This is a genomic window from Anaerosacchariphilus hominis, assembly GCF_014290175.1.
Classification (GTDB): domain Bacteria; phylum Bacillota; class Clostridia; order Lachnospirales; family Lachnospiraceae; genus Laedolimicola; species Laedolimicola hominis.
This window is the reverse complement of record NZ_JACOOR010000007.1, coordinates 135,830-159,489: the sequence shown is the minus strand read 5'-3', so window position 1 is coordinate 159,489 and position 23,660 is coordinate 135,830. Positions and strand designations below refer to the sequence as shown.

General features: G+C 52.2%; 23 protein-coding genes, 1 tRNA gene, 1 pseudogene and 1 riboswitch. Of the genes and pseudogenes, 6 read left to right on the top strand and 19 right to left on the bottom strand.

The genetic code is table 11. From position 1 onward, the window contains the following. Positions 1-12 precede the first annotated feature (12 nt). From H8S44_RS12710 to H8S44_RS12675, 8 genes are all read right to left on the bottom strand, one after another. Entirely contained in the window at positions 13-615 is a 603-nt protein-coding gene (locus tag H8S44_RS12710) for an ECF transporter S component (protein ID WP_186873794.1), read from the bottom strand. A 37-nt stretch (positions 616-652) separates the two neighbouring features. Further along, positions 653-1,393: a nucleoside phosphorylase gene (locus H8S44_RS12705; protein ID WP_186873793.1), complete on the bottom strand. Its 741-nt coding sequence runs from the start codon at positions 1,391-1,393 to the stop codon at positions 653-655. 120 nt (positions 1,394-1,513) lie between these two features. Beyond that, positions 1,514-2,359 (bottom strand): NifB/NifX family molybdenum-iron cluster-binding protein, encoded by an 846-nt coding sequence (locus H8S44_RS12700; RefSeq protein WP_186873792.1) that lies wholly within the window; start codon positions 2,357-2,359, stop codon positions 1,514-1,516. A gap of 151 nt (positions 2,360-2,510) precedes the next feature. Then, positions 2,511-3,569, bottom strand: coding sequence for a 16S rRNA (cytosine(1402)-N(4))-methyltransferase RsmH (rsmH, locus tag H8S44_RS12695; RefSeq protein ID WP_186873856.1), 1,059 nt, complete (start codon positions 3,567-3,569; stop codon positions 2,511-2,513). Between the two features lie 40 nt (positions 3,570-3,609). Next, the gene (locus H8S44_RS12690) at positions 3,610-5,064 is read right to left on the bottom strand and encodes a DUF1846 domain-containing protein (RefSeq protein WP_186873791.1); all 1,455 of its coding nucleotides are present in this window, start codon (positions 5,062-5,064) and stop codon (positions 3,610-3,612) included. 306 nt (positions 5,065-5,370) lie between these two features. Beyond that, positions 5,371-6,393 carry a UDP-glucose 4-epimerase GalE gene (galE, locus tag H8S44_RS12685; RefSeq protein ID WP_186873790.1) on the bottom strand — a complete coding sequence of 341 codons (1,023 nt, stop codon included), beginning with the start codon at positions 6,391-6,393 and terminating at the stop codon, positions 5,371-5,373. A gap of 198 nt (positions 6,394-6,591) precedes the next feature. After that, positions 6,592-6,948 (bottom strand): VOC family protein, encoded by a 357-nt coding sequence (locus tag H8S44_RS12680; protein ID WP_186873789.1) that lies wholly within the window; start codon positions 6,946-6,948, stop codon positions 6,592-6,594. Further along, the gene (locus tag H8S44_RS12675) at positions 6,945-7,631 is read right to left on the bottom strand and encodes an MBL fold metallo-hydrolase (protein ID WP_186873788.1); all 687 of its coding nucleotides are present in this window, start codon (positions 7,629-7,631) and stop codon (positions 6,945-6,947) included. Before H8S44_RS12675 ends, H8S44_RS12680 begins: the two co-directional genes overlap by 4 nt. 212 nt (positions 7,632-7,843) lie before the next feature. On the opposite strand from H8S44_RS12675, the gene H8S44_RS12670 reads away from it, so the two are divergent. Both H8S44_RS12670 and H8S44_RS12665 read left to right on the top strand, forming a co-directional pair. Continuing rightward, entirely contained in the window at positions 7,844-9,148 is a 1,305-nt protein-coding gene (locus H8S44_RS12670) for a TrkH family potassium uptake protein (protein ID WP_186873787.1), read from the top strand. 8 nt (positions 9,149-9,156) lie between these two features. Further along, entirely contained in the window at positions 9,157-9,876 is a 720-nt protein-coding gene (locus H8S44_RS12665; RefSeq protein ID WP_334297574.1) for a potassium channel family protein, read from the top strand. A gap of 22 nt (positions 9,877-9,898) precedes the next feature. Here the strand turns inward: H8S44_RS12665 and H8S44_RS12660 are convergent, their stop codons facing one another. The 7 genes from H8S44_RS12660 to H8S44_RS12630 all read right to left on the bottom strand — a co-directional run bounded on the left by H8S44_RS12660 (position 9,899) and on the right by H8S44_RS12630 (position 17,113). Further along, positions 9,899-11,200: a type II restriction enzyme gene (locus tag H8S44_RS12660; RefSeq protein WP_186873785.1), complete on the bottom strand. Its 1,302-nt coding sequence runs from the start codon at positions 11,198-11,200 to the stop codon at positions 9,899-9,901. 9 nt (positions 11,201-11,209) lie between these two features. Further along, positions 11,210-12,721: a Na+/H+ antiporter NhaC family protein gene (locus H8S44_RS12655; protein WP_186873784.1), complete on the bottom strand. Its 1,512-nt coding sequence runs from the start codon at positions 12,719-12,721 to the stop codon at positions 11,210-11,212. Between the two features lie 90 nt (positions 12,722-12,811). Next, positions 12,812-12,983, bottom strand: a riboswitch (Lysine riboswitch). A gap of 125 nt (positions 12,984-13,108) precedes the next feature. After that, complete coding sequence (locus H8S44_RS12650) at positions 13,109-14,107, bottom strand: asparaginase (protein ID WP_186873783.1); 999 nt, start codon at positions 14,105-14,107, stop codon at positions 13,109-13,111. A gap of 51 nt (positions 14,108-14,158) precedes the next feature. Then, a complete protein-coding gene (gene mgtE, locus H8S44_RS12645; RefSeq protein WP_186873782.1) occupies positions 14,159-15,532 on the bottom strand; it encodes a magnesium transporter in 1,374 nt (457 codons plus the stop codon). 192 nt (positions 15,533-15,724) lie between these two features. Beyond that, positions 15,725-15,970 (bottom strand): hypothetical protein, encoded by a 246-nt coding sequence (locus H8S44_RS12640; RefSeq protein ID WP_186873781.1) that lies wholly within the window; start codon positions 15,968-15,970, stop codon positions 15,725-15,727. A 105-nt stretch (positions 15,971-16,075) separates the two neighbouring features. Further along, entirely contained in the window at positions 16,076-16,390 is a 315-nt protein-coding gene (locus tag H8S44_RS12635; protein WP_186873780.1) for a creatininase family protein, read from the bottom strand. A gap of 21 nt (positions 16,391-16,411) precedes the next feature. After that, entirely contained in the window at positions 16,412-17,113 is a 702-nt protein-coding gene (locus H8S44_RS12630) for a sodium:solute symporter family transporter (protein WP_243167606.1), read from the bottom strand. 6 nt (positions 17,114-17,119) lie between these two features. Here H8S44_RS12630 and H8S44_RS12625 point away from each other — a divergent pair, with 6 nt between their 5' ends. After that, positions 17,120-17,461 (top strand): DegT/DnrJ/EryC1/StrS family aminotransferase, encoded by a 342-nt coding sequence (locus H8S44_RS12625; protein ID WP_243167605.1) that lies wholly within the window; start codon positions 17,120-17,122, stop codon positions 17,459-17,461. A gap of 25 nt (positions 17,462-17,486) precedes the next feature. Here H8S44_RS12625 and H8S44_RS16895 read toward each other — a convergent pair. After that, positions 17,487-17,693, bottom strand: a pseudogene (locus H8S44_RS16895) (beta-aspartyl-peptidase); the annotation flags it as partial. Between the two features lie 158 nt (positions 17,694-17,851). Here H8S44_RS16895 and fliB point away from each other — a divergent pair. After that, the gene (fliB, locus tag H8S44_RS12620; RefSeq protein WP_186873778.1) at positions 17,852-19,018 is read left to right on the top strand and encodes a flagellin lysine-N-methylase; all 1,167 of its coding nucleotides are present in this window, start codon (positions 17,852-17,854) and stop codon (positions 19,016-19,018) included. Between the two features lie 93 nt (positions 19,019-19,111). Next, the gene (locus H8S44_RS12615; protein ID WP_186873777.1) at positions 19,112-19,309 is read left to right on the top strand and encodes a hypothetical protein; all 198 of its coding nucleotides are present in this window, start codon (positions 19,112-19,114) and stop codon (positions 19,307-19,309) included. A 157-nt stretch (positions 19,310-19,466) separates the two neighbouring features. On the opposite strand, the gene H8S44_RS12610 is transcribed toward H8S44_RS12615, so the two are convergent. Both H8S44_RS12610 and H8S44_RS12605 read right to left on the bottom strand, forming a co-directional pair. Continuing rightward, positions 19,467-19,538: transfer RNA gene (locus tag H8S44_RS12610), tRNA-Gln, on the bottom strand. 155 nt (positions 19,539-19,693) lie between these two features. Then, complete coding sequence (locus H8S44_RS12605; protein WP_186873776.1) at positions 19,694-20,872, bottom strand: cation diffusion facilitator family transporter; 1,179 nt, start codon at positions 20,870-20,872, stop codon at positions 19,694-19,696. A 278-nt stretch (positions 20,873-21,150) separates the two neighbouring features. Between H8S44_RS12605 and H8S44_RS12600 the strand changes: the two genes are divergently transcribed. Continuing rightward, complete coding sequence (locus tag H8S44_RS12600) at positions 21,151-22,605, top strand: nicotinate phosphoribosyltransferase (protein WP_186873775.1); 1,455 nt, start codon at positions 21,151-21,153, stop codon at positions 22,603-22,605. A gap of 110 nt (positions 22,606-22,715) precedes the next feature. Here H8S44_RS12600 and H8S44_RS12595 read toward each other — a convergent pair whose 3' ends face one another. After that, complete coding sequence (locus tag H8S44_RS12595) at positions 22,716-23,651, bottom strand: LysR family transcriptional regulator (RefSeq protein WP_186873774.1); 936 nt, start codon at positions 23,649-23,651, stop codon at positions 22,716-22,718. Positions 23,652-23,660: the final 9 nt, after the last annotated feature.

The following is a 23,660-nucleotide window of genomic DNA, read 5'->3' as shown; positions in this document are numbered from 1 at the left end:
TTCCCGGCTGCTCTAGTCCAGGCTTTCAATGCTGTCGTTCACATCGTACAGGGCTGTCAGCTTCTTCGGAAGTCCCTTCAGAATCGCAAATACCACCAGAATGGTAATGATCTTATCCGGCACATCCACAACTACCTCGTCAAGCAGGGAGCCCAGTGCCACCGGCATACCGCCCGCCTGGGTAGCCGCAAATAATGCGTCGCCCCACACATTTCCGGTGGTACCGCCCCAGAACAGCACGTTCAGCGGCGTGGAAATGCAGACTGCCACAAGTCCGGCTACCACGGCAGTCAGCAGAGCTCCGCCCAGCTTCTCCATGCGGCCCAGTCTGGCCATGATGCCCACAGCAATACCGATGCCCAGGCTGGTCAGCGCGTAAACCAGGGTAATGGAATCTCCGGTGGTGAAGCCGTAGATCAGGTTATTGGCCGCGCCGCAGATCCCGCCGATGACGGGGCCGCCCAGGGCTCCTCCGATGCAGGTTCCGATGGAATCCAGCCACAGGGGAAGCTTCAGCACAGACGCGAATAATTTTCCCAGATAATTGATACCGATGCAGGCCGGGATCAACACCAGGCTTGCCGTTGAAAGTTTTGTCTTAAATACGTTTTTCATAACACTTATCCTCCATTTTTTATGTGACAGGCAGTACCTATTCCGCCTGTTCTATCTTACAGCATGCTTCCAGCGCCGTGAGAATCTCATGCTCCTCCCCCCGCATGGTCAGGGACGCGCCATCGGAATAGCTGTTGATATTCTCTTCCAGGTTTTCCTCATATTCCACCACGGTATTCAGAATGGAAGCGGTTTTCATACCCCGGAGTCTTCCGATCACGAAGAGGGCAGCCGTCTCCATATCTGCGCCCAATATGCCCTGACCGGACCAGTAGGCATCGATTTCGTCCTCCCGGTCGGTGTAAAAGCTGTCATGGCTGCGAGCCAGTCCCACATGGGCCGAAAACTTCTTTTCCCGGGCCGCTTCCACGCAGGCGGCCAGCAGCTCATAATCCGGTACCGCCGGGTAGATGGGATCCAGATAGGTCTTTGAGGTTCCCTCATCCCTGACGGCTCCCTGTACCAGAATCAAATCCCCCAGATGTATATTTTTCTGCAGAGCTCCGCAGCTTCCAATCCGGATGGCCGCCTTCACACCCATGCGTGCCAGCTCTTCCACCGCGATGCCTGTGGACGGGCCGCCGATGCCCGTGGACAGAGCCAATATCGGAACTCCCTTGTAGCTTCCCCCAACGCTTTTATACTCCCGGTTAAAAGCCAGCTCCCGGGGGGACTCCAGAAACTTCGCAATCCGATCCACCCTGGCCGGATCCCCCGGCAGAATCGCGTACCGGATGCCCAAGTCCACCGGAAGCTTCAGATGCGGCATAATTTCCATCGTCTGTTTCCTTCTTTCCACGCAGTTCTTTCTGTATCTCACGAATACTGTTTGCATAAAAATAGCACTTTACAGGTGTCTTGTCAACCGTAAAGTGCTATTGTAAAGTTTTAAGCGGAACTATTTTACCTCCACCAGCTCGATTTTGAAGTTCAGCTCTTTGCCTGCCATCTCATGGTTGGCATCAAAGGTGATGGTCTTTTCATCCTTGGCAGTTACCTTTACCGGGAAGGGCTGTCCAAACTGATTGGTCAGATATACGCCCTGACCCACCTGCAGCTCCTCGGAACCCGGAAGCTGGGTGAGCTCCAGTGTGAAAATGGCATCCGGATTCGGCATGCCGTAAGCCTCCTCGGGCATCAGGTGAATCTCCACCACCTGGCCAACCTCCATATCTGCCACTGCCGCATCAAAACCGCGGATCATCTGGCCTGCGCCGCAGATGAACTCCAGGGGCTCGCCCCGATCGTAGGAGGAGTCGAACTGAGTGCCGTCGTTGAAGGTTCCCTTGTAATGGGTTCTGCAGGTCTTTCCCACATTGCGTCCGGTAATCTGGGGCTCGCCGCAGCCACCTCCGCAGGAACCGCCGCAACCGCCATCCTCATGATCGCCGCAGGAATGTCCCTCTTCATGATCGTGATGGTCACAGGTGGCGCCTGCGCTGGTAAGTTCACCCTTCAGGTAAGCTTCTACTGCAGCATCTGTGTCGCCCTCCGCGCCGGAGCAGAGCTCCACGCCCGCCTCCGCCAGGGCAGCCTGGGCTCCGCCGCCGATACCGCCGCAGATCAGCACGTCAATGCCCTGCTCTGCCAGCAGGCCCGCCAGGGCCCCGTGGCCGGTTCCGTTGGAGCCGATGATTTCACTTTTTACTACCCGGTTGTCCTCTACCTCATATACCTTGAAAGACTCGGTCTTTCCGAAATGCTGAAATACATTGCCATTGTCGTAGGTTACTGCGATTTTCATTGCAAAATCCTCCATTTTCTTATATCTTACAGACAAAACATCAGTCTCTCAGGCAATGCCTGACGGCTACTGTTCTACTTTTCCCAGTATAGCAACTTCTGCCGGTTTCTTCAACACCTATAACCCCTATAGTAGATATGTTTTGTCAGAGTTATCCTTCCGCCCGAATGGCCCAGCGCATCTTCGTGGAGCGGGCCCGCGGATTCCGCACACATTCCTCTGCGGAGGGACGCACCACATCTTTGGAATAGCTGCTGTAGACTCCCGAACGGTACCCTTCCTTCATGGCCGCCTTCACCAGCTTATCCTCGCCGGAGTGGAATGTCAGGATGGCCGCCCGTCCGCCCGGCTTCAGGGCCCCCGGCAGCTTCTCCATGAACTCATAGAGCACCTCAAACTCCTGATTCACATCAATGCGAAGGGCCTGGAATACCCTCTGACAGGTCTTTTTCACTGTTTCCTTTTTCTCCTTTTCCGGCAGGAAATCCAAAGTCTTCTCAATGATTTGCCTGAGTTTCGTGGTAGTATCCACACGATTACCCCGGCGGATTTCATCGATGATAGCCTTCGCAAGCTCCTCGCAGTAGGGCTCGTCGGAATTCTCATAGAGCATACCTGCCAGCTCCTCCCGTCCGATGGTATCCAGCCGTTCCGCGGCGCTGATGCCCTTCTGCTGGTTCAGGCGCAGATCCAGCGGGCCGTCCACCTTGAAGGAGAATCCCCGCTTCGGGTTATCGATCTGCATGGAAGAGACTCCCAAATCCGCCAATACAAAATCAAAGCCGCCCACCTCTTTCGCAATCTCGTCGATGGTACAAAAGTTCTGCAGCTTAATGGTCAGAATATCCTCTCCAAAGCCCTGCTCTGCCAGCCGCTTTCCGGTCTTGGCCGACTCCTCCGGATCCACGTCGGTGGCGTACATGTGGCCCCGGCCCTGCAGGCACTGCATCATGGCCTTGGTATGGCCGCCGTAGCCCAGAGTGGCATCAAAGCCTGTCTCGCCCGGCTGGATTTTCAGAAAATCCAGAATTTCATCCACCATGATGGAGATGTGCATGCCGGCGGGGGTGTTCCCCTTCCGGATAACATGTTCCACCGTATCCTGATATTTTTCCGGTTGGAGTTCTTTATATTTTTCCTCGAATTTTTTGGGATATTTGCCCTTGTAGCGCACCCGGCGCTTGTGTGGGGTCTGTTGCTCTTCCATGATTTTTGTCTCCTGTTTTCGTCTGATTTTTACAAACCCGTCCCTATTTCGCCTCAGAAGTCAGCATTACACCCAGTTTCTGGAAGATCTTCTCATCGGCCGCACTCAGCATGCGGGATGTGTGGACCTGGCTGCCACGGAGATTCGGGAGCTGGCGCAGGGCCAGATCAGCCAGGGGGTTGCTCTCAGAGCTGGAGGACAGAGCGATGAGCACCTCTTCCATGTGGAGACGAGGGTTCCGGCTGCCCAGGTAATCTACCTTCAGTTTCTGGATAGGCCTGATGACATTGGGTGTAATCAGAAGCACATCTTCGTCGATGCCTGCCAGATGCTTCAGAGCCTTGATAAGCAGAGCGGAGCAGGCTCCCAGAAGCTCGCTGGTCTTACCGGTGATCAGGGTGCCGTCGGGCAGCTCCATGGCTGCTGCGGTATGGCCGGTCGCCTCAGCCCGGGTCAGGGCTGCGGGTACCACCTTGCGGTCTTTGACCGTCACGCCTGCATTGTTCATCAGAAGCTCGATCTTATAAGCCTCTTCCTCTTTCGATTTGCCCCTGGCAATATTAACCAGAGTCTGGTAATAACGGCGGATAATCTCCTGTCCGGACGCTTCGCGGCAGGCCTCATCATCCACGATGCATTTGCCGGCCATATTGACGCCCATGTCGGTGGGAGACTTATAGGGGCAGTCGCCGTAAATCTCCATGAACATGGCCCGCAGTACCGGGAAAATCTCCACGTCCCGGTTATAGTTTACCGTGGTCTCGCCGTAGGCTTCCAAATGGTACGGATCGATCATGTTCACGTCGTTCAGATCTGCGGTGGCAGCCTCGTAAGCCAGGTTCACCGGATGACTCAGGGGCAGATTCCAGATGGGGAAGGTCTCGTACTTGGCGTAGCCTGCCCGGACGCCCCGTTTGTGCTCATGATAGAGCTGGGACAGGCAGGTGGCCATCTTTCCGCTTCCCGGTCCGGGAGCTGTCACCACCACCAGGGGCTTGGTTGTCTCGATGTACTCATTGTGGCCGTAGCCCTGTTCGCTTACAATGAGCGGAATGTTATTCGGGTAACCCGGAATCAGGTAGTGGCGATATACCTTTACACCCATTTTTTCCAGTCGGCTCTGGAACATCTGGGCGCTGTACTGGCCTGCAAAATGAGTAATGCAGACGCTGCCCACATAGAGGTTCTTAGACTCGAAGATAGCCTTCAGACGAAGCAGATCGGAATCGTAGGTGATTCCCAGATCGCCGCGCACCTTATTTTTTTCGATATCCTCCGCGCTGATTACGATGACGATCTCCACCTGATCCGCCAGCTGCATCAGCATCCGCAGCTTGCTGTCCGGCTCAAAGCCCGGCAGAACCCGGGACGCATGGTAATCGTCGTAGAGCTTTCCGCCGAATTCCAGATACAGCTTATTGTCAAACTTGGCGATACGCTCCCGAATGTGCTCTGACTGCATGGCCAGATATTTGTCATTGTCAAATCCTTTTCTCATATTTTCTCTCCCTCTGTATGTTCTTCTGTTACCGCTGCATCGGCCTTTCCGTCCGGCCTGAGCCGGACAGACACCGTTGTGGCTCCGGCTCCATGCACACGTAAAAAAGAATGTGCCGTTGGCGCATTCTCGCGCCGAGGCGCGGTTGCCTTGGCAACCATCTACCACTGCGCCGAGTGCGCATCTTTGCAAGCTCTGCTTGCTTTTATGGAATAGGGAATTCTATCGGAATTTCCTGTTCCATAAAAAAAGGGACACTGCCGCCCAAAGGCAGCAGTATCCCCGAATCAGTCTCTTTATTCCGAATTAATTATCTGCATAACCGTTCGGGTTCATGGTCTGCCATCTCCAGGAATCCTCACACATTTCCTCAATGCCGTACTCCGCTACCCAGCCCAGCTCATTTTTTGCCTTGGTGGGATCTGCGTAACAGGTGGCAATATCGCCTGCCCGGCGGGGCTTGATCTCATAGGGAATCTCTTTGCCGCAGGCCTTCTCAAAGGCATGGACCACATCCAGAACGCTGTAGCCCTTTCCGGTACCCAGGTTGTAAATCAGGACGCCGGGCTCTGTGTCCTCTACCTTTTTAATGGCTGCCACATGACCCTTCGCCAGGTCTACCACATGGATATAATCCCGCACACCGGTTCCGTCCGGGGTATCGTAATCATTTCCGAAGACGCCCAGACACTTCAGTTTGCCGATGGCTACCTGCGCCACATAGGGAACCAGGTTATTCGGGATGCCCTTCGGATCCTCGCCGATGAGGCCGCTCTTGTGGGCTCCGATGGGGTTAAAGTAACGAAGCAACACCACCTTCCACTCCGGATCGGATACAAAGATATCCGTCAGCACCTGCTCCAGCATACCCTTGGTCTGTCCATAGGGATTGGTAATCTTACCCTTGGGGCATTCCTCGGTAATGGGAATAAATGCCGGATCGCCGTATACGGTAGCAGAAGAACTGAATACAATGTTCTTCACGCCATGATTCCGCATGGCATCGCAAAGAATCAGGGTTCCGGTGATATTATTATAGTAATACTCGATGGGCTTGCGTACCGACTCGCCCACGGCCTTATAGCCTGCGAAATGGATGACGGAATCGATCTGCTCCTTATCAAAGATGGCGTTCAGCGCATCCCGATCCAGAATATCCGCCTCATAAAAGGTAACTTTCTTTCCTGTAATCTGCTCCACACGATCCAGAGCTTTCTTGCTGGCATTATACAGGTTATCTACAACAACTACGTCATAGCCTGCATTCAATAACTCTACGCAGGTGTGGCTTCCGATAAAGCCTGCACCGCCTGTTACCAAAATTGACATTTGACTGTCCTCCTGTTTTCAAAGGTTAGCCTTTGCTAACGTTTGTTCCGCTATTCTTCACCGCTAAATCATAACATGGTTTTGTAGGAGGTGCAAGTGCCATTTCCTTCAAAATAAAGTTTAAAACTTGCTCCATTTAAATAAAATACGATATAAAAACCGCTGCGTAAAATTGCAACGGTTTCATAAAAGAAAGCTTTACGGCACAATTTCAAGCCAGTAGCCATCCGGATCTTCGATAAAATAGATCCCCATCTTTTCATTTTCGAAGCAAATGCAGCCCATCTCTTTATGCTTTTTGTGCGCCGCTTCGTAATCGTCCGCCCGGAATGCCAGGTGAAATTCACATTCTCCCAGATTATAGGGCTGCGGATGCTCTTTCAGCCAGGTAAGCTCCAGTTCAAAATCACTTACCTCATTGCTCAGATATACAATGATAAAATCATTGGTCGTCTTTCGTCTCACTTCGCGCAGATCGAGAGCTTCGTTGTAGAATTTTATGGAACGATCCAGATCGGATACATTATAGTTTTCGTGAATCATCTTAAATTTCATAGCACTTCTCCCTTTGCACATTCTGTGTTTTTTATACGTGATTTATATTGCGGATATTCTGTGATAAACCGCTTTATTACACTGGCGTCCTCCCAATAATGCATGGGAAAAACCGCATTGCAATCTACGTTTTCCAGGAAGTACAGGATCCCATCGGCATAGTGGGCTTCCTGCCTTGGATCAAGGGGAACGAATGCCGCGTCAAAGTGCATGCCCTTAATTTTTCTGATTTCCGCTCGATACGCCGCAGTGAGCCGCCGGTTATCTGCTTCCGGCTCTCCCTCCCAATACCAGTCGTTTAAGTCGCCGGCATGGTAAATCGTTCCTTCTTTCGTTTGAACGATAAATGCGACGCCACTATCATTAGAAAGTAATGTATCGACCCGGGGACCATGATCCAGTTCATAGCTCTGATCGTGATAAGCGTATGTGATTTTTATATTCGACAGGTGATTCCTGCTGCGTATATCTTTCGCCAAAACCGCCTGATACGTCATCCCCATATGGTCAAGCATTTCAAAGATTTTGGGATTAAAATGATCCTCATGGAAGTGACTGCAAAAGACAATCACCTCTTTTTTTCTGTCGAGAAAGGGTAATTCGCCCCTGTAATAGTCAAAAATATAGTAGCAGTCACCGGATTCAACCAAAAAACCGCTGTGGTTGATATACGTTATTTTCATGACATCACCTGCATTTTGTAATGGATAGCCTCTGTATAATTTTACAACCTTATTTTATACGTTATTACGTTAACATGTCAACTCTGTTGATTGTTAGTGTTGAAGCTTTTTATAAGTTTCTAAAATATTCTTAATTTCCTCGGAATCCCTTGTCCCTTTGGAAAAATCCTCGTATAATAGAGACATGTCGTTAAAAAATCAAGGGAGATCCTATGAAACATATTTTGCGCTTTATTAAAAACCAGCCGCCCGCAAGACTGATTGCCGCGGGCTTTTTCCTGATTATCCTGACCGGAGCCTGTTTTCTCATGCTACCGATATCCTTACGCCCCGGCGTCCATACCAGCTTTCTGGACGCGCTTTTTACCGCCACCAGCGCCACCTGTGTCACAGGCCTGGTGACCGTAGACCCCGGCGATACCTATACGGTCTTCGGCCGGGTGGTTCTGGCGCTGCTTATCCAGACCGGTGGCCTGGGCTTCACCTCCATGGGCGCGGGCCTTATGCTGGCTGCCAGACAGCGGGTAGGCTTTAAGAGCCGGCTTCTTTTAAAGGAAGCCCTCAATGTGGACAACTTCAGGGGTATCGTCCGGCTGTTAAAGGCTATCTTACTTACCACCTTAATTTTCGAAACAGTGGGCGCGCTTCTGAGCTTTCCGGTCTTTGTCCGGGACTATTCGCCCCTGAAGGCGCTTGGAATCAGTATCTTTCATTCCGTTTCTTCCTTTAATAATGCCGGCTTCGACATTCTGGGCGGTGGCCAGAGCCTCATTCCTTACCAGAACGATATCCTGCTGAACCTGGTTACCGGCGGTCTGATTATCTTCGGCGGCCTGGGCTTCCTGGTGATTCTGGACGTCCTGAGAAACCGTTCCTTCCGGAAGCTGACCCTCCACTCTAAGGTGGTCATAAGCACCACCCTGACGCTTCTGATTGCAGGTACCCTGGTCTTTCGTTTTACGGAGCATATGCCCTGGATTGGCGCGTTTTTCAACAGCGTCACCCCCCGGACTGCCGGCTTTGCCACTTACCCTATAAATGATTTTTCCAATGCGGGGCTCTTTGTGATGATTCTGCTGATGTTTATCGGCGCGTCCCCCGGATCCACCGGAGGCGGTATCAAGACCAGCACCTTCTTTATCCTGATGCAAGCCATGCGGAGCGCCCTGAATAAACGGCACATGGGAGCCTTTCACCGGAGCATTTCACCGGAAAATACCTCCCGGGCCTTTCTGATTACCCAGTTGTCCCTCAGCGTCGTTCTCATCGGAACCTTTCTGCTCTGTCTCCTGGAGCCTTCCTTTGAAATGAGACAGCTGCTTTTCGAGGTTGTATCCGCCTTCGGCACCGCAGGACTGTCCACGGGAATCACGGCCGATCTGCATGCAGCCAGCAAGCTGATTCTGATTTTCCTGATGTTTATCGGAAGACTGGGCGCATTTACGATTATCACCATGTGGATTGAGCGGCCCGAGCAGAACGCCCGGTACACGGAAGAATCCATCACCATTGGTTGACATCATATATTTTATCAGGCCCTTTTGCCTGCTATCATTACAGAAACGAGGAAGCGAAAAAAATGAAGAAAAATGCAAATTCTACCTTTGGAATCATCGGCCTGGGTCGTTTCGGAACTGCCCTTGCCATCACTCTGGCAGAGGCCGGAAAAGAGGTCATTGTCGTCGATCAGAATGAAGAAAAGGTCAAGGCCATGCGGCAGCACACCGAATACGCCTTTGTCTGTGACAACCTCTCCAAGGCTACCCTGTCAGAGGTGGGAATCCAGAACTGCGATACCGTTATCGTCTGCATTGGAAGCCGTATCGATACCAGTATCCTGACCACCCTGAACGTGGTTTCTCTGGGTGTGCCCCATGTGATTTCCAAGGCCACCAGTCAGGATCAGGGCGCTGTTCTGGAGAAAATCGGCGCGGAGGTGGTCTATCCGGAGCGGGATATGGCCATCCGTCTGGGCAAGAAACTCCTGTCCGGAAACTTCCTAGATTTCATTTTCCTGGACAATGATATCGAGATCCAACAGGTACCGGTCAGCAGCTTTATCAAAGGAAAAACCATCCAGGAAATTAATATCCGTAAAAAATACGGCCTGAATATCATTGCCATTGAGCACGATCAGAATACCATCATCGAGCTCTCCCCCGACTATAAGCTGCAGTCGGAGGATATCATCGTCGTCATCGGAAAAGTTCAGAATATCCGGAAATTGGAAAGGGATTTGGCGTAACTGCCAAATCCCTTTTTCTTTCTTATAACCTGGTCAGATTAAAAATCCACTCCAGCCACCGTTCCACGGAACTGGCCCGCCGGGCGATCTGCCCCTCGTTGCACACATGCAGTTCCCGCATCCGCTGGCCGATAACCTTCTTATCCGGATACCGGCCCGTCTCCGCCCCTGCGTCAAAGAATTCCGCGAAAATCCGATGCTCCAGCATCAGCTCCACCAGCTTCAGCTGCCGGGGTTTATAATTCATCCGGAAGACCTTCTCGCCCAGCCCGGTCAACCCCACCAGTACCTGACCGTCCGCGTTTTTCTTCTCAAAGAGCCCCAGATACCGCCCAGCGTTGTAATAATAATCCGACTGCCGCGGGTCAAAATCCATCAACTCCGCAATCTGCCCCGGCGTCATGGGATTGCCGTACAGATTCTCCAGCAGGGAAATGATCCGTTCCATGGAGTTGGCCTGGATAAACGGAACCGACGTAGCATCCATATCATCATCCGTCCGGATAGCCGTCCTCTCCCGTACCTCCCGCAGCTCCCTGAGGCTAATCCGCGTATCCTGCAGGGAATAATTCTTCGCCTGCACCAGCTCAATGGACGAATAATCCTCCGGATCCGCAAACCGGTACTCAAACAGCCGATAAATCATATTAGAATACACAGAAAAGACCAGCCGGATGGGCTTCTTCACCCGGGTTCGCCACAGCCGGTATGGATAATAGAGCTGCCGCACATGGAAATCCGAATGTACTACATTTTTAGCCTCCATGATGACCACTGACCGGGCATTCTCAAAACCGCCGTCGATCTCGCACTGGGCATTCTCCACATGAATCTCCCGGGCGGCGCCCCGTACCGTATTTACCCGGAAATCAAAAACTCCCGTACCCATGCGTCCGTTGAAGGTGGCTGCGCTTGGTCCGTCTCCCAGAAAATCATCCAGGATCCCCGACAGGGTCAGGACATGGATGGCATTGGCCTCAGAACTGATGTTGTTCACATCGATGGATTCATACTCCGGCATCTCTACATGGGTCATCCGTAACACATGCTCCCGAAGCTCCGGGATCGGTTCATACAGCAGGAAGTCTCCCATCACATAGGACGTCCGACTGTCCGGCAGCAGATTCAGCTTCCGCTTCCGAAGGGCCTCCGGCAGGGCGTCGGAGCTATCCCACTTGGCCATAAGTCTGGGCTCCCGGTATTCCCGGATCTGGTCCGCTGTAATCCGGTACACGCCCTGTTTCCTTACGGTTTCCTCGATGGGGTATCGCTCCAAAAGGGCTTTCCATGCCTCATTTGCGGAAAGAGCAGTCTTTTTTTCCATGACTTTCACTTATTTTGCAAGCTTCTTCATCATAAACAGGTACGCCTGCAGCAGCACGATACCCACCGGCAGGGAAATCAGCGCGGACTGGGTAAATCCGGCCACAATGTAGGTGATAAACGAGATCACCGCCACACTCACCGCGTAGGGCAGCTGGGTGGATACATGATTCACATGATTACACTGGGCTCCCGCAGACGCCATGATGGTGGTGTCGGAAATGGGGGAGCAGTGATCGCCGCAGACAGCGCCTGCCATGCAGGCAGAAATAGCCACGGTCATCAACGCCGGATGGGTGGTCTGGAACGCGTCTACTACAATCGGAATCAGGATACCGAAGGTTCCCCAGGAGGTTCCGGTGGCAAAAGCCAGGAAGCATCCAACCAGGAAAATGATAGCCGGAAGCAGAGCGACCATGCCCTGAGAACTGCTCTTGATCATATTTGCCACGAACTCCGCAGCGCCCAGGCTGTCTGTCATGGCCTTCAGGGTCCAGGCGAAGGTCAGAATCATGATAGCCGGAACCATGGCCTTGAAGCCCTCGGGGATGCAGTTCATGCACTCCTTGAAGTCAAGAACCTTGCGGCTCACATACAGCAGAATGGTAATCACCAGAGCGAAGGCGCTTCCGATGGCCAGACCGATGGAGGCGTCGCTGTTGGAGAAAGCAGTCACGAAGTCCGCTCCGTCGAAGAAGCCGCCGGTGTAAATCATACCGATGACACAGCAGACAATCAGAGAAAAGATCGGGATCAGCAGATCCTTCACGGAACCATTTCCCACATTGTCCAGGGCGTCCGCATTGCCATAGGGCCGATCCGGAGTGGTAAACAGATCGCCTTTCTTCGCGTTGTCCTCATGAACCTTCATGGAACCGAAGTCGATATTCAGAATCGCAATCGTAATCATCATAATAATGGTCAGAATCGCATAAAAGTTGTAGGGAATGGCACTGACAAAGAGAGCCAGTCCGTCCTCTCCCTCCACGAAGCCGGTCACAGCCGCCGCCCAGGATGAAATGGGGGCAATGATACAGACCGGAGCCGCCGTGGCATCGATGAGGTACGCCAGCTTGGCACGGGAAATATTGTGCTTGTCGGTCACGGGACGCATCACACTTCCTACGGTCAGACAGTTAAAATAATCATCGATAAAAATCAGCACGCCCAGGGCTACGGTCGCCAGCTGTGCGCCGGTGCGGGTCTTGATGTGCTCGCTGGCCCACCGTCCGAAGGCCGCCGAGCCTCCGGCCCGGTTCATCAGGGACACGATGGCTCCCAGGATCACCAGAAACACCAGAATTCCCACATTATAGCTGTCAGACAGAACGCCTACGATTCCATCCTCAAAGATGTGAAGCACAGTTCCCTCGAAGCTGAAGCCCGAGTAGAACAGGCCTCCCACCAGGATACCCAGGAACAGCGAGGAATACACCTCCTTGGTAATCAGAGCCAGAACAATCGCTACTACAGGCGGCACCAGCGCCCAGAAGGTAGCATACATCGCAGGTACATAATCCATTTTTAAAATCTCCTTCCCTCGAAAACAGTCGAAAAAAAGACCGTGAGCACATACTTCCCGACTGTACTCACGGTCTGAACTTTCCCTTCGACCTATGATAGCTCTCCACAGTCCTGTGACAGTCTGACGCATATTCTGCGGCAGCCCAGAAACTCATCCTTCGGAACGGATGAATCCCTTCGGCGGTCTTCCCTTTCCCGGCTGACTGGTTCCGACCTTATGTCAACCGATACTCCTGAAGCCCCGCACCTCTATCATTTTCTAAAATTTCCTATGTGGCTATCCTACCACGAAATCGTAGGAAGGGCAAGTGTTTTACTGTTCTTTTTCCAGCTTGCCCTGATTGATACGCTCTTTTATTTTCTTATATTCTGTTGTTCTGCAGGCTTATGACACTTCCCCGCAGTAATTCCGCGCAAAGATTTCCTTTACCTCCGCCGGGTCCTCTGTCTGTCCCAGCGCCCACATCATTTTCGTCACAATGGCTTCCGTGGTCATATCCCGGCCCGGAATAACGCCGCAGTCCAGAAGCTTGCGGCCCACCTCATAGAGGGACAGATCGCTCTTCTCATAGAGGCACTGGCTGCACACCGCGATACTGACCCCATGATCCGTCAGCTTTTTCAGCTTGGGAAGGAGGTTCCGCCGTTCAAAATGGGTGCCGCCTGCGCCAAAGGCTTCGATGACGATGCCGCGATACCCCAGAGCCAGCAGACTGTCAAAAATCTCCGGCTTCGTGCCCGGAATCAGCTTCAGCAGAAACACATCCGTACAGAGCTTATTTTTCAGCTCAAAGGGGGCCGCCGCCTCTTCTCCCGCCCGGCTGTGCTCCAGGTGTACGCCGTCCGCATAGATTTTTCCGATGTAGGGCGCAGAAATACTCTCAAAGGCGTCAAAGCCCATCGTTCTTACTTTTACGGCTCTGCAGCCGCCCATAATCTTATCGTCAAAGGCCACCATCACCCCGCTCAGGCCTGCGTTCACCGCCGCGAAGGCCGTCTGCAGGTTCCGCTTGGCGTCCGTAAACATCTGTCCGATAGGGATCTGCGCCCCGGTCAGCACCACCGGCTTCGACAGATTCTGCAGCATATAGCTGAGGGCGGAAGCCGTATACGCCATGGTATCCGTTCCATGTGTAATAATAATCCCATCGTAATCCGGCAAAGCCTCCGTCACCCGTTCCGCCATAAACTGCCATTCCTCCGGCTGGATATTGGAGCTGTCCAGGTTCAGAATATCCCGGCTTTCAATCGTAAAGTCTTCCTGCAATTCCGGCAGCAGCTTCAGGATTCCTGCTCCACTCAATCCCGGAGCCAGGCCTTCCTGCGAATGGGTGCAGGCAATGGTCCCGCCTGTCGCCAGCAACAATACCTTTTTCTTCTGCATTTTTCCTCCTTACTGCTCCACATCCCGGGCCTTCAATAATATGTCTTTCTTTTATGCCAGATGAAACATATCAATCAGCACCACCGCCACCAGGCCGTAATATACCACGATGGCCACCAGATCGTTGATGGTGGTGATCAGCGGGCCGGAAGCTACTGCCGGATCCACGCCCACCTTCTTAAAAAAGATAGGAGTCAGGGTTCCTACCAGACTGGACACCACCATGGCACCCACCAGGGACACGCCCACGCAGGCGGAAATCATCAGGGAATAGCCCAAGTCAAAGCCCTTAAACAGGTGGATATACGCTCCCAGGAATACCAGCGCCATGACTGCCAGGATCACGCCATTGAAGAAACCGATCTTCATTTCTTTGAGCATGAGCTTCACCTTCTGGCCTGTGGTCAGGTTCTCGTCCATCAGCACACGGATAGTCACCGCCAGAGACTGGGTTCCCACATTGCCGGCCATATCCAGAATCAGGGACTGGAAGCACATGACGATGGGAAGCACCGCCACCACGGATTCAAAGACGCCCACTACCGCGGATACCACCATACCTAAGAACAGCAGAATCACCAGCCAGGGCAGTCTTTTACGGATACTCTCGCCCGTGGTCTCGTTCAGATCCTCCTCGGCGGTCAGACCAGCCAGCTTCGCGTAGTCGTCGCCCATCTCGTCGTCCACGACCTCTACAATATCCTGGGCTGTGATGATACCGCCGATGCTCCGATCCTCCAGCAGCACCGGAATGGAATCCTCAGCATAGTCTTTGATCTTCTCGATGCACTCGCTGATCTTCTCATGATCCATAACGTAGGGATAAGAACGGCTGATTAAGTCCTCCAGCTCAATATGCTCCCTGGCAATGATCAGATCCTGCAGCTCGATGGCTCCATAGTACTGCTCCTGCTGATCCACCACATAGATTGTGGAAATATTGTCATTTTCCCCGGCCTGACGCACCAGCTCCCGCATGGCCTCCCGAACGGTCAGGTCATTGTGAATCAGAATGAAATTGGTAGTCATATAACTACCGATCTCATCTTCATCGTAGGACAGCAGCAGCTTTACATCCTCGCTGGCCTCTTTGTCCAGCATTCCCAGAATTTTACATTTACTGTCGTCGTCCATTTCCTCCAGGATATCCACCGCGTCGTCGGAATCCATCTCGGAAATGACCTTTGCCTGCTGTTTTAAGGACAGCTCCCTCAGATAAATATCGCCGTCATCCAGATAAGCGAAAATTTCCGCCACCCGCTCCGCGCCCAGAGCCGAATACAGACGTTTTCTTTCTTCCGCCGTCAGAAGCTCCAGGGCTTCCGCAATATCATTATCATGGTAATCGAAGAGCCGGTCAATCAGCTCCTCACGGGACAGATTTCCCCGGATAATCGCAATCAGTTCCTCTACATACTTTGTCATAGCCTACCTCCATTTGAGCCGCATTTTTCAGAACCTTCCACCGGAATTTTCCGAAAAATGCCAGCAAAAAACACCGCTTCAGATTTCTCCAAAGCAGACTCAACAGTTACACGCTGTGAAGTCCGGACCTTTCTGAATACGGTGTGAATCAAACGCCAATATAAGCCAGCCATGACACGCAAAAGCATGCAGCTATTGTAACTGTTCAGTACCTTCACAGTTACAATAGCAAAATCCATGAAAATCGGCTTCGCCGATGGGATTTTGCACTCCCAAATCACTGTCATACGCCCTCAGCAGCTTGTGCTTCGGGCTGTCCTGAATAGTTACCAGCCATTTCCAAATTCGCAAGGGAATCTTCACACACAGCTGCACATTTTTGCCTGCCATATTCGCACCGTACTTTCTACTTCGTCCCGTACTATCGCAACTGTCCATGAAATTCACCTCCTGAATTTTATTTTTATCTTCCGGGTTTCCCCTATCCGCTGTGAGTATAACATAAGAAAAGGGGGGCGGACAACCCCCTTTTTCAAATGTCTGTTACAGTTTCATCTGCTTCATTTCTTCCAGGAACTCCCGGATATATGCTACTGCCACATCCAGTGCCTCCTGTCCCAGCTGAGCCACCAGGCTCCACCAGTCTACGCTGGCACATACGCCGTAGGGTACCGTGGGGGCTACGATTACATTGTCCACATCCTCCACATGGTCTGCCAGATAGGACGGAACCATAAAGTCGGTCCCCAGAGCTCCCTGTGTTCCATGCTGCTCCGTGCTTCCCACGGGAATCACAATAATCGGATCTTTTTCAAAGGCTTCTTTTGCCTGTGCTGTAGTCATTTTTGCAAGATACATGTTAAATACGCCTCCTGATTTTTATGCCGCGAAATGACGATCGATGGTCTCCTGCGGCGGAGTTTTTGTAAGCTTACTTACGACAATCATTACAATAGAAGCAACGATGGTGGTCGGGAACAGTGCATGGAAGCCCATAGCCAGCGCCTTCTCAGACGGATTCAGGGTGAAGAGCAGCAGAGTAATAAGGCCTGCCACCACCGCTGCGACGGCTCCCTTCGCGGTTGCTTTCTTCCAATAGATACCGAACAGAATCGGCACTACGAAAATCGCCATTCCGGAGAATGCGAACAGGTTAATCTCGAAGATGCTGCCCGGCTGGAATACGCCGAAGCAGATAACGATGATACCGATGAGAACAGTTACTACCTTAGACAGCTTCATAACGCTCTCGTCTGTGGCATTCTTGTTGATGATCTTCTGATAGATATCACGGGTAACCGCACCGGTGGTCGTTACCAGGATACCGTCGATGGTAGACATACCTGCCGCTACGATACCTGCGATAAAGATGGATGCCAGGAATGGATTCAGTCCTCTCTGCAGAATCAACGGTACGATCTGGTCTGCCTTCTCGATATTCTGGATAGAAGCGATACCGTTGACGCCGGCCCACTCAATCAGTGTCGCGGAGCGGACGCTTTCTGGAAGGCAGAATTTATGCTGCGGGAGATCTTTGATATACAGGAAGGGGATCCCAGATCCTGGGAAACGATTTCGCATTTTCCCATGAAGGAAGCTATCGAGAGACGACGGGAGAATTACCGGTATCTGCTGGAGCATTTGCCGGAGAAACCGGGAGCGCGGCCGGTGTTCCCGGAGCTTCCGGAAGATGTGTGCCCCATGTTTTTCCCGTTTCTGACGGAAAATCGGGAGGCGCTGATGAAGCATCTGGCCGAGAGGCAGATTCCGCCGAAGGTGTATTGGCCGGTGCCGCCTTTTGTGGATGTGGAAGCATATCCGGGAGCAAAATATGTTTACTCTCATATTATGTCTGTGAGCTGTGACGAACGGTTTACAGCGGAGGATATGCAGAAGATTGTGGAAGCTTTTGAAGAGTTTCGGAAATAAGATAACGTAGGACAGACGACAGGCCGGGGTATCCGTAGGCTCCGGTGAGCATATAAGCGCTGACGCCTTCCTCACAGAGGGCTCTTGTCTTTGCGTAGAGATTCTCCACGCTTCTGGTGATCCCGTCTGTTCCCAGCAGACCGACCACTGTAGTAATGCCGTTCTTCACCAGCTCGGACAGCTGCAGCTCCGGCGTCCGTGTGTGGAAGCTTCCCTCGCCGCCTCCGCCGGTGTGTTCCTCTTTTTCCCTTTTATTTCATTTCCAAGTATATATGATTCTTTTTGGTTTATCTATCGTACTTCCGCACTTCTGTAAAATTCTCTTTGCCCGTCCGGGAAAAGGTGTTACACTGGTGTTCAGAGAGAATCAGCTAGAAAAGGAGAGTTTTTATGAATCGACTCCAACCGGATTATTATGATACCTTTACCTGCATCGCCGGGGACTGCCCCATCACCTGCTGCCAGGAATGGAAGATCTCTGTGGACGACGACACGGCCCGGCACTGGAAGAAGCTGGCGCCGCCGGAGGATGTGGAGGTACAGAAAAAGAATCTGAATGCCTATACCATCCGAAAGGACGGCGAACGGGTCATAGGACTGACACCGGATCACAAATGTCCCTTCCTGAGCAGAAACAAGTTATGTAAACTGGTACGCGCTTACGGCGACACTGTTCTTTCAGCCACCTGTCAGGACTTTCCCAGAGAATTTCTTCGGTTCCGCACCCATGAAGAAGCTTCTCTGATGGCCGCCTGTCCGGCGGTGGTGGATCTCTGGCAGAAGCTGGGAACTCTTACTTTCCCGGAGCCTGCACAGTCGGACCTGTCCTCGGAGCGCATCCGGATCCTGTTCCGGCTACGCTCTGAAAGCATCCGGCTTCTGGAGGACAGCCGCCAGGCGCAGCGGCCTTTGGAAGAGGCCCTTTTGGAGCTTTCCTATATTCTTCAGGAGCTGAACCGGGCAGACTCTCCGGAGGATACCCGCGTCACCGAATATTTTGCTCCTGCTTCCCGGACGCAGCTTCGCCGGGCCATGGCGGATATCGAACTGCCGCCCCTGGATACTCTGGAGGAGTGCAATGAGCTTTTGCAGGATCTGGCCGTGAATTACCGGAAGGAAGGCCTGTACCCCACTTATCTGGATCCGGTAATTGCCCGGGCAGAAGCCCTGTCGGAAGGCTATGACCCGGTGGTGCTTTCCGGACAGTGGGCCGGCTTTCAAAAAGACTTTACCACCTGGCGGCCGCTCCTGTACGCCTATCTGGAGAATGAGCTCTACTCCGGCCTCCTGCTTCCCGGCAGCCACCCGGACCTTGAGACTCTGCTGCTCCATCTGGAATGGATCTCCCTGACCTATGCGGTCATCCGCCACAGCCTCTTTCTGGTATGGCTCGGAAACCGGGAAGCGCCGCTTTCCTACGAAGCAGTCCGGAACTATCTGGTTATCCTGAACCGCATGACCGGATACAACGAAGAAGATATCCTGGAATATCTGGAAAACAGCTTTGAGGATCCCCTCTGGGACTGGGGCTACTTCGCCCTGATTCTGGGTCGATAAATCTTTTCCCGGACTTTACAAAAGCTTTACCGGAATCTGCCCGAAACCTAACAAACACCTCCTATACTGCAAAGTAAAGAGAGGTGTTTGTTTATGAAAAAGATGTTAACCATCCATAATCTGTTTTACCTGATCATTTTCGCAGGCGTTATCATCGCCAATATTGCTTCCACTCTGTACGGAACCGTCGCCCTGCATCCCCTGTTCCTGGCAGGCGTATTTCTGGCAGCTGCAGGTGTCATCGGCGCTGTGATCAGCCGCCGCATAGACGGCGTACGGAAAACCGCCTGATTACTTTATATCCAGCAGATTATCAACGATATCCAAAAAGTTTCTACTTAAAACAGCGCTGATGCTTGGGAATAATCTTCCAAATACATCAGCGCTGTTTTTTTACCACTTCAAGCTTTGCATAACAAAAAAGGGAACCTTTCACAAGATTCCCCAACAGGGCTACAAGGATTCGAACCTTGAAATGACGGAGTCAGAGTCCGTTGCCTTACCGTTTGGCGATAGCCCTATGTCTTAGCGACGAATGTTATAATATCATAGTATTTTACAGATTGCAAGTGTTTTTTTCATTTTTTTCAAATTTTTTAGCTTGTTTTTTAGTTTAAATAGGGGACGCATCTTTCGGGCTGCCAGAATCGGGCAGGGAACGAGGCAGGCGGAAGGTCAGTCCTCCGCCACGAACGCGTTATCAAAGGTGATGACGCAATGGAACCGTTCGTCCAGGGCGCGGACTCTTTCTTCGATGGCGCTGCGAAGCTTCGGACGCTCCTGTTCTCCGTAGGTGAATGGAACGACCACGTCAAAGATCAGGTTAATCTGCTGCTCTCCGTCCACTATCCGGAAGTCGTGGAGGGTCAGGCTGGGATCCAGTTCCCGGATGGCTGCCAGTACCCGGCTCTTCAGATCCGCCACCCGTTTATCCTCGGTCTCCACCGGATCCATGTGAATGACCAGGAAGATTCCCAGCTTCTTCACCGCGTCCCGCTCAATGCGGTCGATGATTTCATGGGAAGTCTCGATATCCACGTTATTGGGGACCTCGGCGTGGATGGAAGCCAGGCTCCGGGTGGGACCGTAATTATGGACAATCAGGTCATGACTTCCCAGGATGCCATCATAGCCCTCCACAAAGTCCGTGATCTCCCGGTACAGCTTCGGATCCACCGACTGTCCGATGAGCGGTTCCAGGGTATCCCTCGCGATCCCCACGCCCGCCCACATGACAAGCAGAGAGACCACCAGACCCACATAGCCATCGATATTGATCCCCGTAAAGCGGAAGAACAAAATAGAACCCATAGTAGCCAATGTAGTCACCACATCTCCCAGTGCGTCCGCGGCCGTGGCCTGCATAACTGTGGAATTCACCCGATTCCCCAGATTTTTATTAAAAAAGCTGAGCCACAGCTTCACAGCCACGGAGGCCAGCAGAATCAACATGGAAAGCAGGCTGAAGCTTAAATCCTCCGGCGTACGGATTTTTGCGATGGCATTTTTAAAGAAGGTAAATCCCACTTCGATAACCAGGAAAGACACGATCAGGGCCGCAATATACTCCAGCCGCCCATGGCCGAAGGGATGCTCCCGATCCGCCGGTTTTTCCGCCATCTTTACGCCGATGAAACCTATGACTGACGAAGCGGCATCGGACAGATTATTAAAAGCGTCCGCCATGACAGACACACTGCGAAGCAGCAGCCCCACCAAGAGCTTGCCCCCGAACAGGAGCAGATTGCAGAGGATTCCCACCATGCTGGCCAGTACGCCATAGGCCGTCCTCACCGTTGCTTCCTCCGTATGCTCATAATCCTTTACAAATGTTTTTACCAGAAATTCTGTCATCCTGCTTCCCCCTTCTGTTCCGACGGCCGTTGCCTGTTACTAACTCCCCATATACGGAAACAGCACCAGAACACGGTAGAACCCGCATTCTGATGCCGATATGCTTTCGCTGTTATTATGAATTCTATTCATCATACATTATTTCTATGAAAAATGGAAGAGGATCTTGTTATTTTTTTTTAAATGTGCTATCTTTGTAGCATCTAATGTCAAGACAGCTGTCGGATCAGGGAGGGAATCGACGCTGTCTGTGAGTGCGAAGGAGCGCAGAAATTATTATGAGTACAATGAAGCTGACTCTGCTGACAGATCTCTATGAGCTCACCATGATGCAGGGCTATTTCAAGAACCACACCAATGAAACTGTTATTTTCGATGCTTTTTATAGAAAGAATCCTTCCGGAAATGGCTTCGCCATTGCGGCAGGTCTCGACCAGGTAGTGGATTACATCAAGAATCTGACCTTTGATCAGAAGGATGTGGACTATTTAAGGAGCCTGAACTTATTCGACGAGGATTTTCTGGATTATCTGAGTAATTTTCATTTCTCCGGTGATATTTACGCCATTCCCGAGGGAACTGTCGTATTCCCCAGAGAGCCTCTGGTAAAGGTCATCGCGCCTATCATGGAGGCGCAGCTGGTGGAGACCGCTATCCTGAATATCATCAACCATCAGAGCCTGATCGCCACCAAGACGGCCCGTGTGGTGTACGCGGCCAAGGGCGACGGTATCATGGAGTTCGGCCTGCGCCGGGCCCAGGGTCCTGACGCCGGTATCTACGGCGCCCGCGCCGCCATGATCGGCGGCTGCATCGGTACCTCCAATGTACTGACCGGCCAGCTCTTCGATGTTCCGGTAAAGGGTACCCATGCCCACAGCTGGATCATGAGTTTTCCGGACGAGTATACCGCATTCAAGAAGTATTCTGAGCTGTATCCCAATGCATGCATTCTGCTGGTGGATACTTATGATACCCTGAAATCCGGTGTGCCCAATGCTATCCGTGTATTCAAGGAAATGCGCGAGGCCGGTATTCCGCTGACCTTCTACGGCATCCGCCTGGACAGCGGCGACCTGGCTTATATGTCCAAACAGGCCCGCAAGATGCTGGACAAAGCCGGTTTTGAAGACGCAGTTATCTCCGCTTCCAGTGATCTGGACGAGTATCTGATCACCAGCCTGAAGGATCAGGGCGCTGCCATCACTTCCTGGGGCGTGGGTACGAATATGATCACCTCCAGCGACTGCCCGGCATTCGGCGGCGTGTACAAGCTGGCAGCAGTACAGGATGAGAATGGGGAGTTTATTCCGAAGATTAAGCTTTCCGAGAATTCTGAGAAGATCACAAACCCGGGCAATAAGACGGTGTTCCGTCTCTATGATAATGAGACAGGTAAGATCCGGGCGGATCTGATTTCCCTGGCAGATGAGTCCTTTGATTCCGATAAGGATCTGCTGATCTTTGATTCGGTGGAGACCTGGAAGAAGACTACTCTGAAAGGCGGCACTTACCATGTGCGGGAACTTCTGGTTCCGGTATTTAAGAATGGAGCGTGTATCTATACTTCTCCCAGTGTGATGGATATCCGGGAATACTGTAAGCGGGAGCAGGAGACACTGTGGGACGAGACACGGAGACTGACGAATCCCCATCAGGTTTATGTGGATCTGTCTGATAAGCTGTTTCGGATTAAGACGGGGCTGCTGGATCAGATGAGTCAGGGGAAATAAATTGCATAGAATCCAGGTTGTGAACACGGCCGGTGGAAAAAAGCTTCCACCGGCCGTGATTTACGTTTTTGATTTGTATCGGAGGGTGGGATCTGCTGGAGGTTATCTGATTATGCCATGGTGAGGTTCAGGAATTCCTGCATGGCTCTTGTGCGGTAGCGGCCGGTTTTCCAGGAAAAACTTAAGGGACGGCAGCTGCGGGGCGCAGGGAGTTTAAAGTAGACCACGTCGCTGCGGGCGGGGACTTCGCGGATAAGAGTATCACTGACGAAGGCGATTCCCAGGCCGGAGCAGGCTACGTGGTAGGAGGTCAGCTGCTGATCCAACTCCAGGGTGATCTCCGGGGTGATTCCGGCCTGCCGGAGGATTTCTTCGGCTCTTTTTCTGGTGTCATTCTCCGGTTTCAGCATGACGAACGGTTCCTTTGCGAACAAAGTCAGGGGAACCGGGCAGAGCTCATCGTCTTTCCAGTGCCCGGTTTCGATCTGTTCTTTGGATAGGATGTGGATTGCTGCTTTTTTTACGGACGGGAACTGTCTGGGCACGGCCAGGAACAGGGTCTCTTCCCGGTATACCGTATGATCGAAGAGCTTCGGATCCAGCTGGCAGTTGTCCAGCATCATGTCAATACGGCCCTGCTGCAGCAGTCTGGCCAGCTCCGCGGTACTCTCCTCCACCAGTTCCACCCGAACGCCGGGGTAGCGGATGGAAAAAGCTCCGATGAGTCCCGGCAGCACCCAGGAAGCGTAGAGACTGCTGCCTCCCAGCACCAGGCTTCCCGTCTTCAGCTCTCCCCAGTCGTTCACATAATCGGAGAACTCCCTCTCCACTGTCATAATCTTTTCCACAGAGCGAATATATTTTTCTCCACATTCCGTCAGGGAGAGGGGTTTTGTACTCCGATCAAAGAGGGGGTATCCCACCTTTGCTTCGATCCGTTTGATATTGGCGCTCAAGGAGGGCTGGGAAATGCACAGGCGCTCCGCCGCCCGGGAGATGCTTTTTTCCTGATAAACTGTATAAACATATTCCATTCCCCGAAACATGAATTTTCT